Source organism: Listeria fleischmannii subsp. fleischmannii LU2006-1, assembly GCF_000344175.1.
Taxonomy (GTDB): Bacteria; Bacillota; Bacilli; order Lactobacillales; family Listeriaceae; genus Listeria; species Listeria fleischmannii.
Window position 1 is genome coordinate 108251 of sequence record NZ_ALWW01000003.1, and the last position, 12161, is coordinate 120411.

Consider the following 12161-nt stretch of genomic DNA (forward strand, 5'->3'; position numbering starts at 1 on the left):
TCTACACCTCTTTATAAACAGGCGTCCAAATGGCGGCTTGCACATCCTCTTGTGTGATGTTTTCCGTTTTGGCAACACCTTCTTTGATGGCGGCTTGGCAAACTGCATAAGCTACCTGTGTGCTTGTTTCAAGTAGTGTCGAAACGGGTGGAAGCAGAGCGGCGCCTTTATGTGTTAGATTGACTTGATTTGAAACGGCGTGTGCGGCTTCGCGTAACATTTGACTAGTGATTTTTTGTGCACGCGAAACGACTGTGCCAAGTCCAAGTCCCGGATAAAGAAGCGCATTGTTTGCTTGCCCGATTTCATAGGTTTGTCCTTCATATTCGACAGGAGAGGTAGGGCTTCCAGTAACAATTAAAGCTTTCCCCTTTGTCCATGTAATTAAATCGCTTGCTTTAGCTTCCGCAAGTTTTGTTGGGTTTGAAAGAGGTAAAATGGCGGGACGAATTGTATTATTCGCCATTTCACGAACAACATCTTCTGTAAATGCGCCAGCTACACCACTAGCTCCAATTAGCATAGTAGGCTTAATGGCTTTAACGAGTTCTAAAAGTGAGGTGGTATCTAGTTGGGTAAAGTCCTCTTCATTTCGAGCGTATTTTTGTTGCCCGTCCGTTAAATCAGTCATGTCATTTGTAATTAAGCCATTTTTATCTACTAAATAAAAGGCTTGTTTGGCAGTTTCAAATGGTTGTTGAGTGATATGCATCATTTCATGACTAATTTGATTAGCAATCCCAATACCTGCTGTCCCAGCTCCGAAAATAATAATGCGCTGCTTATCAAGTGGGATTTTAGATACACGTGTTGTGGCAAGTGCTGCAGCCACTACCATAGCGCCTGTGCCTTCTATATCATCATTAAAACTACAAACTTGGTCACGGTAAGTCTCTAAAATGCGACTCGCGTTTTCGCGTCCAAAATCTTCAAAATGAAATACTGCTTCTGGGAAAACTTCTTTTGCGGATTGAATAAAGGATTCTATACTCGCATCATATTCCACGCCCGTTAAGCGCTCTTTCCGTTCGCCAAGATAAAGCGGATGTTCTCGCAATTCTTTATTGTTTGTACCGCAATCAAGGGCAATGGGTAAACAAGTTTCAGGGTCTAGACCGGCTGCTAATGTATAAACCGCTAGTTTTCCGATTGCGATTTGAATCCCGTTTACTCCCCAGTCACCAATTCCTAAAATACCTTCACCGTCTGTAATGACGAGCATTTTTTATTTTTTTCAGGGTTTTCACACGCATTTTGAAGTTTTCGTTTCATAGTTTCTGGACGAAAAGCGTTAATGTAAACGGCATCGGTAGATGGTTCAAAATGTTTATGCGCATTCATTACCACATCTCCAATTGTGGGCGTATAAATGATGGGCAGAAGTTCTGTAAGATATTTTTGGATGGTAGCAAAATAGAGGGTGCGATTTGTACGATAAATCGAGGTTAAATAATAATTTTTTTCTAACGCTTCGGGGATATTATCAAGGATTTCTTTGACTCTTAAAATTTGAGTGTCGATAGACTCAACTTCTGATGGAAGAAGACCATCTAGTTCATATTTTTGGCGTTCAGCATATGTGAAGGCTGTACCTTTATTTAAATACGGATTTTGTAAAATCTTATTTTTCACGATAGGGTAGCTCCTTTTCAATCTTTTTTCTATTTTACCTCGACTTCTAAAGAAAAAACAAGGTTCTCCTGACAAAAAGTCATTTCCCCTTGTTTCAAACGCTAATTTTTCATTCCTTTCGTAAAATAAAACCCCTGGGCATAGGTTACGCCAAGATGTTGAAGGAATTCTAATTGTTCTTTATTTTCCACGCCTTCTACCACCATTTTCTTTTGATTTTTTTCTAAAAAACGGTGTAAGTTGGTTAGCACTAATTTTTTCCCTTGATGCTGTTTAAAATCTTTTATTAACTGCGCATCTGTTTTAACAAAATCGGTGGGCTGCCTTAGAACGCGTGCGATGTCTGCATAGCCACTGCCGTAATCGTCAATCGCAAATTGTGTGTCAAATTGTCGGGTCAAAGCAGCCATTTTGGCATATAAGTCAAAGCGCTGATTTTCTTCTACATAAGAGGTTTCTAAAAATTCAAATGTAATTTTGCCACTATCTTTAAGCCACTCTTCAATTTCGTCGTAATATTTCAGAAAGGTGCCATATGAAATATTTAGAAAAAGGCGAGTACTTTCACGCCAACTAAAATGATTCATCCCGTTTTTTATTGTGCGCAACTCAAATTGAGAGGTTAAACGATTTTCTTCGCAGGACTGAATAAATTCACTGATAGGTTCGCTTGAAATTCGTGTTAAGGATTCATAGCCATAAATTTGATTTTCTTGGATATTGACAATAGGCTGGTAAATCGTTTGAAAAGCATTTGTTTCAATCATCTTCAAAATTTGTTTTTTATTCATCTATTCTAACTTCCTTTTTTTATTAAGACTAGCTCTTTATGCATATAGTCAAAGAAATGAGTGGTCAAAGCATTTGACGTATCCATCATTTGTAGCTTATCGATGGCTTTTTGATAGTTCTTTTTTTGACCGGTTTCTTCGTAATATAGAGCAAGCAGAGCATAAACGGCTGTGGATTCCACATTGTTTGTAGCAGTTTTCGTATCCCGATTATAGCGTGCATAGATGCGATTATTTTTTGCCCACTCCCCTTGTAAGAAAGCATCGAAATGGGGTTCTTTTTTATGTGTCACACGTTTATACTCTATAGCGATAAGCATTTGGTCAATCATATTGACTTCATTTCCTGTTGTTTGATAGGTCCCGTCTTGAAAAATTTCATCAAAGAAAGGGGTTGCTTGAACCTTTTTTAAAGGTTCATAGGCGGCTTCGCTAAAGCCAATCTCTCGCATGGCGCTACTATTATAATAGCTTAAATGGAGAGTTTTCGCCTTCTCTTTTGTTTTGAAATCAAAAAAATCAACAGGTACTCCGTCCGTTACACCATATTTTTTCCAATTAGAGGCGATTTGACTTGCGAATTTGTCATAATCGGGAAAATGAAACTGTTTACTTGCCAAGCGAAGTGCACTATATAAGCGCATGTCATCGATAAAGGCATTAGTTGTCACTTTATCTCCCCATTTCCACTTAATAAAATTTTTTTTTAAAAGCGAGTTCTTCTTTTGTCGCTTTATAAAGGGTGTGAAAGGTTTCGCTATCATGATTTAGCACTAAATAATTCATATAGAGACCTATGCTTTCAGACAAATATTGAGGTTCTTTTGAATTTTTATAATCAGCAATTAAGCCGTTTTGAGCGAGGTAATTTTCAGTTACATGTGTTTCCACGGTTTGGCTTTTGGGATTTGTCTTTGCTGGCAAGCCGCCTGAACTTTGCCCGCAACTTACAAGTAGCAAAACAGCAAGAATAGGGATAAGCTTTTTATACATGTTAGGCCTCCTTTTTGGATGCTTGAACTTGGTTTCGCCCGCCTTGCTTCGCGCTATAAAGTGCTTGATCAGCTGCTTCAAATAAGTTTTCTTTAGTCTTATAAAAAACATTTAAATCATTATGGCATGAAACGCCGAGCGAAATAGTCACATTTCCACTTTTTGGATTATAGGGAAACACGGCGCGTTCGATTTCACTCCGAATAATTTCGGCAATTTGTGTGCTCTCAGAGAGTGTAATATTAGGAAGTAAAATAGAAAATTCTTCGCCACCAATACGAGAAATAAGAGCCTGTTTTGGTAGAAAATGATTTTTTAAGATAGCGCTGAACTGAGACAAAACAGTATTACCCGCCTGATGCCCATGTAAATCATTAATTTGTTTAAAATGATCAATATCAATGATGATTAAACTAAGAGGGCGCCTTTTTTTAGAAGAGGTCAAGAAATATTTCTCAAAGGTGTTTAAAAAATAACGGATATTCGGCAAATTGGTCAGCATATCAGTCATCGCGGAATTGCGAAGCTGAAACATGGTTTTATTACTCTTATCAATATAATTGGAGGCGGCAAATAAAAGCGCACTTGTTACCATAAAAAGAAAGTAATAAATAATCGCCTCTCCGTAACTTAAAATGGTACGGCTACCAAAATCAGTAAAATAATAGTAGGCGAGAACAGGAATCGCACACGAAAAAACAATGACGTATTTTTTTAACAGATTTAGTTTAAAGTTTGTCACAATAAAGCAAATGAGGAAGAAGCCTGTTAGAAGTAAAATAAACTTTATATCGTGAGGGGAAGAGTCGCCTAGTAAAAGCCGTCCTAGTACCATGATGGAGTAAGCGATGGAAACAGGTACTCTTCCGCCAAAAATCGCTGTAATAAGTAAAATGTTCATGCGCATATTCGTATAAATGACGGTTGCAGAATCGAGTTCCCCACGCCAAATGAAGTAAATGCCTATTAGTCCATAATAAATTCCGAGGAGAATATTTAAAAGAAGGACAGTTCGGTGATTTAAAAACCAATTAGGTTTTACCTCTCGTAATTTTCGAAATACAATACCTTGAATAAAAAGAATGGCTAAAAAGGTTGAAATACTATCAATATACGCATCAAATTGGTTGGACATACAATTACTCCTTTAGTGGCACAATTAAATTGGCTGTATACACGCGGTTTCGACCATTTTCTTTAGCTGTATAAAGGGCCGCATCAGCTGCTTTCAAAAGTGCTTCACCTGATTCGAAATGATGGAGATGATCCATTGTGGCAGCTCCGACAGAGACAGTAAGTCGAATTTCTTCATCTTTAAATGGAAAGTCTGTTTTTTCAATTTGTTTTCTAAGCTGTTCTGCATAAAATGTTGCGCCGTCACGTGAGGTGTCAGGTAATAAAACAGCAAATTCCTCGCCGCCAATTCTTGCGATGAGTGCATTTTCATGAAACAATACTTTTTTTAGAGCGATACTTAAATGTGATAAAATAATATTACCCGTTTGATGGCCATAAGTATCATTAATTAATTTTTAAAAAAAATCAATAATCAAAAATAATAACGCTTAGAGGTGTCTGTTTTAATGTGCTTTCTTTATACTCATCACGTAAACAAGTATCAAAATGCCGGTAATTCGCAAGGTTTGTCAGCGGATCGAGTATGCTCGACTGGCGTAGTTCAAAAATTTGTTTGTTACTTGTGTCAATAAAGCGAGCGGCTAAATATAATATCAAACTACAAATAAAAGAGATTGTAAAAATAAATAGCCATTTTGGGATGGCATATACTTGCAGAGGAATCGCCATTTTAAAGTGTAAATAGTATAACATAAAAGGTGTGATACTTAATTTGCTCAATATAAATTTTCTAACCAAAGAAATTTTTAAAGTATTCACCTGAATACAAATGAAGTGGTAGGAAAGAAGAAAGAATACATAGATGAGTTGCATATGCGGATTATAACCAAGTAGTAATTTCCCGATAATAATTATACTAGTAGCGATTGTGGCAGGTCCGGTGCCTGAAAATACATTTAACATTAAGATGATATTAATGAGCATGTCCGTGTAGATACCGAAATCTTCTCCTGGCAGGCCGCGCCAAATAAAATACAAACCTAAAACACCATAATACATGCCGATAAAATAACGGATAATATGGTGTTGATGATTATTTATGAACCAATTTGGTTTATTTTCGCGAATCGAACGTAAAATCATACCGTGAAAAAATAGGGCAGATAAAAAAAGCGCCAAGCTGGACCATAACGATTGAATAATATTCCACATAAAAAAGCTCCCTTTTTGTAATTCATACGGGAATTCAGTAAAATAAAAAGATACGGTTAATTCAGAAGGCGATTCACGATGTCATTCTGATGACAAAAATATGATTCGAACATATGTAACCATAATTATTGCAAATTACGATATTGTTGTCAATATGAGAAAGGACGGCGAAATGATGTCTCAAGAACTCACCTACTATGAAACGCCTGATTCACTTGTTGAGCTTGTCAAAAAACGGAGTGAAACATTCCACCTTGAAGGATTTGTCAAAGGAAGTGGGCCAGTAAAGCCGGAAGTCATGCTAATTGGCGAGGCTCCTGGCGAAACAGAGATTCATCAGTTAATCCCTTTTAGCGGAAGAGCAGGGGCGGAATTGATGAAATCTTTAAAACGCGCAGGATTGACGCGTGAAGATGTTTATATGACTAGTGCGGTGCGTAGTAGGCCTTACAGGGAAGAGTGGAAGATGGATGCGAGATCGGGAGAGAAAGTATTGAAGCGTTATAACCGACCGCCGAATCAAAAGGAAATTTTAGCGCATGCCCCGATTTTAGATGACGAATTGCGGCATGTACAACCTAAAATCTTACTACTAATGGGGAACATTGCTTTAAGACGTGTGCTAGGGGGGAAAATATCTGTTTCTGATGTGCATGGCATGCGTCTTTATGAAGAAGCGTTAGAACTTTCTTCGCTTTCTCTAAATACTTTTCAAAAGACGGAAAGGAAGTTTCGGATGATGGCAACATTCCATCCGGCGAGTATTTTTTATAATCGCAAGTTGTTGCCTTTGATTGAGGCGGATTTTGATCATCTTTCTGGCTGGTTGAAGGAGGTCACAAAATGAAAATCGCGGTTATAGGGTCTGGGATTATAGGAGCTAGTGCTACTTATCATCTAGCCAAATGGGGACATGAGGTCACTGTTATTGATAATCAAGAGCGTGGACAAGCAACAGAGCACGCGGCAGGTATTATTTGCCCGTGGCTTTCAAAACGGCGCAACAAGGTATGGTATGAACTCGCTAAAAATAGTGTGGCCTTTTATCCCGAACTCTCCGAAGAACTGGCGGGGGTAAAGATAGAATCTGGCTATAAACAAGTTGGGACACTGGCACTAAGGGCGCGGGAAGAAGCCTTAATAAGTTTATTTGATTTAGCAATCGAAAGACGAAAAACGGCTCCTACGATGGGAGAAATTAAACTTTTAAATGAAGAAGAAGTAAAAGAACGATTTCCGCTTGTTAAGCCTGGTTTTGGCGCTGTCTTTGTTAGTGGCGGCGGGCGAGTTCGCGGCGGACAAATTCGTGATGCGTTACTTCAAGGGGCCGCACAAAACGGCATAACGCAAATATTTGAAACGGCGAAGCTAACTGCGGAAGGGGCGCTTTTTGCAGGAGAAAAGGAAGTTCCCTACGACCGTTTAGTGCTTTCGGCGGGCGCTTTTTTACCAAAACTCATGGAGCCGCTTGGTTATAAAGTGCAGGTCTTGGCGCAAAAAGGACAAATTATTACAATGACGTTTGATCAGAAAACCGATGATTGGCCTGTCATTTTACCGCCGGCAACGAAAAGCATTGTGCCTTTTAATGACGGTGAAATTATGCTTGGTGCGACACATGAAAAAGAAGCCGAATTCGATTTAGAGAAAACAGAAGCCGGCTACCGTGAAATTGTGACAGAACTTTCCGCGTTTATTCATTTAGAAAGTGCATTAAAAAGTGACATGTCTGTTGGAACGCGACCGTATACGCCTGATTTTGCTCCGTTTATCGGTCAAATAGGGAATGAGCCGATTTTTTTAGCGAATGGTCTTGGGGCATCTGGCTTAACGACAGGACCATTTGTCGGGAAATTATTAGCAGAATGTGTAACTTCGGAAAAAACTTCCATGGATATTGCGCGTTTTGATCCAGCACCTTACATCACTAAGTTTTAATGTAGTGGATTTTTGTTTTCATCTAATGTAAAACCTTCGCCCATCACGTCATGTACGACGCTAACGGAAACAAAAGCATGCGGGTCAACAGACTCGATAATTTGCTTTAACTGAATGATTTCATTTTTCGCCACCACGATATACAGAACGTCTTGGTCGAGTTTTGAAAAGCCGCCGCGACCTTCTAAAATGGTAACGCCGCGGTTCATAGCTAACATGACATTTGCAGCAATCGCGCCGTTATCTTTTGAAATAATCATGACACCTCGAGCAGCATAAGCCCCTTCTTGTACAAAGTCGATGACACGTGCCCCAATGAAGACCGCAACGAGTGTATACATGACTTGGCGAACATCTAGATAAGAAAGGGAGGCCGTTAAAACGAGGGCATCAAAAATGAAAAGCGTACGTCCCATACTAATTCCTTTTTTAAAGTGAAGAAGTTTGGCGATGATATCACTTCCACCTGTTGTCCCTCCGTAACGAAAGACTAATCCGAGCCCAACCCCCGTGAAACTTCCTGCAAAAAGAGCAACAAGGAGTAAGTCAGAGGATAAATCAAGAACAATGGGAACACGCTGGAATATCCATAAAAATAGCGATAAACTAATGGTTCCAATGCCGCTATATAAAAAAGTACGAAAACCTAGGAGACGCCAACCAATTAAAAAAAGCGGGATGTTTAGGACTAAATTAGAATAGGCGGGATCAATTTGAAAGAAGTGTAGTAAAAGGAGTGTAATCCCCGTTAAACCACCTTCGCCGAGTCCGTTTTGAATATTGAAATTTACTAATCCGAAAGCATATATGGCTGTTCCAAGCATAATAAAAAGAATATTTTTTACCCGAAGTGTTTTAAGCATTATGAGAACTCCTTTCAACCTGTTTCAAATCACGTTATAATAGCATTAATAGTGTACCAAAAAAATGGAGGGAAAGCGCGTGACAAAAACGATTCGAGATTTGCAAAATGAAGTAGATGCTTTTATTGGTCAATTTGAAGAAGGCTATTTTTCGCCGTTAGCCATGATGGCAAGAATTACAGAAGAAACCGGTGAGCTTGCGCGTGAAATTAACCACTATTACGGAGAAAAACCGAAAAAAACTTCTGAGGGAGAAAAAACAATCCAGGAAGAAATTGGGGATTGCCTGTTTGTTTTAACATGTATGGCCAATTCTCTAAATGTTGATTTAGAAGAAGCGCATGATCAAGTGATGCAGAAATTTAAAACGCGTGATGCCAACCGCTGGACAAAGAAAAAGGAGGAAGACAAATGATTCGTGTAGCAGTATCAGGATATAAAGGGAAAATGGGGCATGAGGTTGTGAAAACGGTCCTACGAGAAGCTGACTTAGAACTTGTTGCCGTTTTAGATAAAGATCCAACTGAAAAAAATATAAATGAACTCACCGAATTTAGTGAACTAAATGTACCCGTCTATGCCGAATTAGATAAGCTTTTAAATGAAATAAACCCTGAAGTTGTTGTAGACTTTACCATGCCAAGCGTGGCGTATAGCAATACAAAACAAATTATTCAACACGGCGCACGTGCTGTCGTTGGAACTACAGGCTTTACATCTGAACAAATAAAAGAACTTCAAACCCTTTCCTCTGAGAAAAAAGTAGGAAGCCTCATCGCGCCTAATTTCGCCGTCGGAGCCGTTTTAATGATGCAATTTGCTGAAAAAGCAGCCGAATATTTTCCAAACGTGGAAATTATTGAACTTCATCATGATAAAAAATTAGATGCTCCAAGCGGAACCGCCGTTAAAACAGCCGAAATGATGGCTAAAACACGTGAAAAGATTAAACAAGGAGCAAACGGGGAAGTAGAAAGCATACAAGGTGCACGCGGAGCAGACTACGAGGGAATGCGAATTCATAGTGTGCGTTTGCCTGGACTTGTGGCTCACCAAGAAGTGATTTTTGGAGATGTGGGACAAGGTTTAACCATACGGCATGATTCCTATGACCGTATTTCATTTATGTCAGGCGTTGCACTTGCGATTCGCAAAACAGCTGAATATGACACACTCATTTATGGCCTTGAAAATATTCTATGATGGAAGTGAAAAAGATGAATATCGCCCTTATTGCTCACGATGAAAAAAAGGAACAAATGATTGAGCTTACACTTAGTTATAAAAACTATCTAAAGCCGCATACGCTTTTTGCAACCGGAACAACAGGGAAGCGAATCATCGAAGAAACTGGACTAGACGTTCACCGTTTTAAGTCCGGACCGCACGGCGGCGATCAACAAATCGGCGCAAAAATATCTGAAAATAAAATGGACATGGTCATTTTTTTACGTGACCCACTAACCCCACAACCGCATGAACCTGATGTTACGGCCCTTATTCGCCTTTGTGACGTGTATGCCATCCCACTGGCAACAAATATTGGAACAGCTGAAATTCTTTTGCGTGGGCTTTCAAAAGGCTTTTTAGATTGGCGAAAACTGCGTCGTAATGACATATTATAAGAAATGGGAGACAAACATGAAACCATTATTTAAACAAGCCGTTCCCGTGCTAAATCAGCTAGAACAAGCAGGTTACGAAGCTTATTTTGTCGGTGGATCGGTCCGAGATTTACTCTTGAACCGAGAAATTGATGATATTGATATTGCGACAAGCGCCTTTCCAGAAGAAGTTAAAAAAACTTTTTTCCGGTGACCTACGATACAGGGATTGCGCACGGAACGGTTACAGTACGTTATGAAAAAGAACTTTATGAAGTGACGACATTTCGAACAGACGGGGAGTACGAGGATTTCCGTCGCCCTAAAGAAGTGACTTTTGTACGTTCACTGGAGGAAGATTTGCTACGCCGTGATTTTACAATGAACGCCATTGCGATGGATAAAAATGGGGACTTTCATGACCCGTTTCATGGGCAAGAGGCGATTGCAGCCAAAACGATTTCTGCGGTTGGAAATGCCAAAACGCGATTTCACGAAGATGCGCTTCGTATGATGCGAGCGGTTCGGTTCGTAAGCCAGCTTGGTTTTCGGCTGGACTTGGAAACTAAACAGGCGTTGTTTTCAGAAATCCATTTATTAACGCATACGGCTGTTGAGCGTAAGACAGTAGAATGGGTGAAAATGATGCGCGGGAAGGGACGAAGTGACGCATTACGTATCCTTCTAGAAGCCCATATGGAAGATTATTTACCCCAGCTTTCGGGTAAGAAAAAGGAGTTAGAAACACTTTTAAACTTTCATTTCATCGCTGTGCCATCTGAAAAAGAAATTTGGCTTGCCCTTCTACTCGCGGTAGAGCCAACTGAACCAAAATCCTTTTTAAAAGCTTGGAAATTGCCCAATAAAACGATCCAAGTAGTTTGTGAAGCGTTTCGCCTCATAAAGATAGATGTGCACTGGGATGCGTTAAGTGCGTATCAGGCGGGGCCTGAGATTATAGATTTAGTAGAAACGGGGCGTGCCTTTTTTACAGGAGAGAAGTGCCAAACGGTCATTCAAGAGGTTTACGAAAAATTGCCAATAACAGCACGGCAGGAGCTTTCAATCTCCGGGACGCAGTTAATGGAAATCTATGATAAGCCTGGCGGTGCGTGGCTGAAGGAACTCCTTATAAAAATTGAAGAGGCGGTTCTTTTAAAAGAGGTAGAAAATAACGAAGAGGCTATTCGGAGGTGGTTGCGGCATGGGGAATCGAAATCGTGAAAAATTGCTTGCCCTTTTTTCAAAAAAGCAAGGGGAGTTTTTATCAGGGCAACAAATTGCTGATTTGCTTGGTTTGTCGCGGACAGCAGTTTGGAAACATATGGAAAATTTACGACAAGAAGGTTTTGAAATTGAAGCTGTCCGAAATAAAGGTTACCGTTTAATTAAAAATAGCGAGACGTTCTCAAAAGATAGCATTTTAATTGATTTACATACGAAATTTATAGGGCAAAAACTTTATTTTTATGATGAGGTAGACTCTACCCAGTTTGTTGCCCATCAAAAAATTAGTGAAGGTGCAAAAAGCGGCACAGTCATTGTGAGTGAACTTCAAACGGGTGGAAAAGGGAGACTGGCGCGTGTTTGGGATTCGCAAAGCGGCAAAGGCATTTGGATGAGTTTGATTTTAAAACCACAAATTGAAATTGCCAAAGTGCCACAGTTCACCTTTATCGCTTCGCTAGCGGTTGTTTCAGCCATTGAGGAAGTAACCAATTTAGAACCGCAAATTAAATGGCCCAACGATATTTATATCGGGAAACAAAAAGTTTGCGGTGTATTAACAGAAATGCGATCAGAAGCAGGGCTTGTCGAAGCGATTATAATCGGGATTGGCATTAATGTGAATCAAACTGAATTTCCAGAAGAAATAAAAGAAAAAGCTACGTCGCTCGCTATTTTAGCAGGGCACTCGTTCCCTCGCGCTAAGCTTCTTCAAGAAATTTTAAGGCAACTTGAAAAATACTATCAAGTATTTATGGATGATGGGTTTAGTCYKMCGTAGTTAAAATTAACTTTGGGAACGTTGACAAAGCAGAATTCCTTTA

Annotated in this window: 10 protein-coding genes and 4 pseudogenes; 7 read left to right on the forward strand and 7 right to left on the reverse strand. The window is 39.6% G+C overall.

Annotated features, from left to right (window positions below; genetic code table 11):
* Position 1: 1 nt before the first annotated feature.
* The 6 genes and pseudogenes from LFLEISCH_RS02005 to LFLEISCH_RS02025 all read right to left on the reverse strand — a co-directional run bounded on the left by LFLEISCH_RS02005 (position 2) and on the right by LFLEISCH_RS02025 (position 5705).
* Positions 2-1632: pseudogene (locus LFLEISCH_RS02005) on the reverse strand (NAD-dependent malic enzyme).
* A 101-nt stretch (positions 1633-1733) separates the two neighbouring features.
* The gene (locus LFLEISCH_RS02010; RefSeq protein ID WP_007472558.1) at positions 1734-2423 is read right to left on the reverse strand and encodes an EAL domain-containing protein; all 690 of its coding nucleotides are present in this window, start codon (positions 2421-2423) and stop codon (positions 1734-1736) included.
* A 5-nt stretch (positions 2424-2428) separates the two neighbouring features.
* Positions 2429-3094 carry a hypothetical protein gene (locus LFLEISCH_RS02015; protein WP_007472559.1) on the reverse strand — a complete coding sequence of 222 codons (666 nt, stop codon included), beginning with the start codon at positions 3092-3094 and terminating at the stop codon, positions 2429-2431.
* 19 nt (positions 3095-3113) lie between these two features.
* Positions 3114-3416, reverse strand: coding sequence for a hypothetical protein (locus LFLEISCH_RS15740; protein WP_007472560.1), 303 nt, complete (start codon positions 3414-3416; stop codon positions 3114-3116).
* A 1-nt stretch (position 3417) separates the two neighbouring features.
* Positions 3418-4551, reverse strand: a complete 1134-nt coding sequence (locus LFLEISCH_RS02020; RefSeq protein WP_007472561.1) for a GGDEF domain-containing protein — start codon at positions 4549-4551, stop codon at positions 3418-3420.
* 4 nt (positions 4552-4555) lie between these two features.
* Positions 4556-5705: pseudogene (locus tag LFLEISCH_RS02025) on the reverse strand (GGDEF domain-containing protein).
* Positions 5706-5859: 154 nt separating this feature from the next.
* On the opposite strand from LFLEISCH_RS02025, the gene LFLEISCH_RS02030 reads away from it, so the two are divergent.
* Positions 5860-6552, forward strand: a complete 693-nt coding sequence (locus LFLEISCH_RS02030) for a uracil-DNA glycosylase (protein WP_174269986.1) — start codon at positions 5860-5862, stop codon at positions 6550-6552.
* Entirely contained in the window at positions 6549-7643 is a 1095-nt protein-coding gene (locus tag LFLEISCH_RS02035; RefSeq protein ID WP_007472565.1) for an NAD(P)/FAD-dependent oxidoreductase, read from the forward strand. Before LFLEISCH_RS02030 ends, LFLEISCH_RS02035 begins: the two co-directional genes overlap by 4 nt.
* Here LFLEISCH_RS02035 and LFLEISCH_RS02040 read toward each other — a convergent pair.
* A complete protein-coding gene (locus LFLEISCH_RS02040; RefSeq protein ID WP_007472566.1) occupies positions 7640-8506 on the reverse strand; it encodes a YitT family protein in 867 nt (288 codons plus the stop codon). The genes LFLEISCH_RS02035 and LFLEISCH_RS02040 overlap by 4 nt on opposite strands.
* Positions 8507-8570: 64 nt before the next feature.
* On the opposite strand from LFLEISCH_RS02040, the gene LFLEISCH_RS02045 reads away from it, so the two are divergent.
* The 5 genes and pseudogenes from LFLEISCH_RS02045 to LFLEISCH_RS02065 form a co-directional block, all read left to right on the forward strand.
* Positions 8571-8921, forward strand: coding sequence for a nucleotide pyrophosphohydrolase (locus LFLEISCH_RS02045; RefSeq protein WP_373852520.1), 351 nt, complete (start codon positions 8571-8573; stop codon positions 8919-8921).
* Positions 8921-9709 carry a 4-hydroxy-tetrahydrodipicolinate reductase gene (gene dapB / locus LFLEISCH_RS02050; RefSeq protein WP_149022035.1) on the forward strand — a complete coding sequence of 263 codons (789 nt, stop codon included), beginning with the start codon at positions 8921-8923 and terminating at the stop codon, positions 9707-9709. The genes LFLEISCH_RS02045 and dapB overlap by 1 nt, the downstream gene beginning before the upstream one ends.
* A gap of 14 nt (positions 9710-9723) precedes the next feature.
* Positions 9724-10131, forward strand: coding sequence for a methylglyoxal synthase (locus LFLEISCH_RS02055; RefSeq protein ID WP_007472569.1), 408 nt, complete (start codon positions 9724-9726; stop codon positions 10129-10131).
* 16 nt (positions 10132-10147) lie between these two features.
* Positions 10148-11334: pseudogene (locus LFLEISCH_RS02060) on the forward strand (CCA tRNA nucleotidyltransferase).
* Positions 11315-12109: pseudogene (locus LFLEISCH_RS02065) on the forward strand (biotin--[acetyl-CoA-carboxylase] ligase); the annotation flags it as partial. The pseudogenes LFLEISCH_RS02060 and LFLEISCH_RS02065, both read left to right, overlap by 20 nt.
* Between the last annotated feature and the right edge of the window lie 52 nt (positions 12110-12161).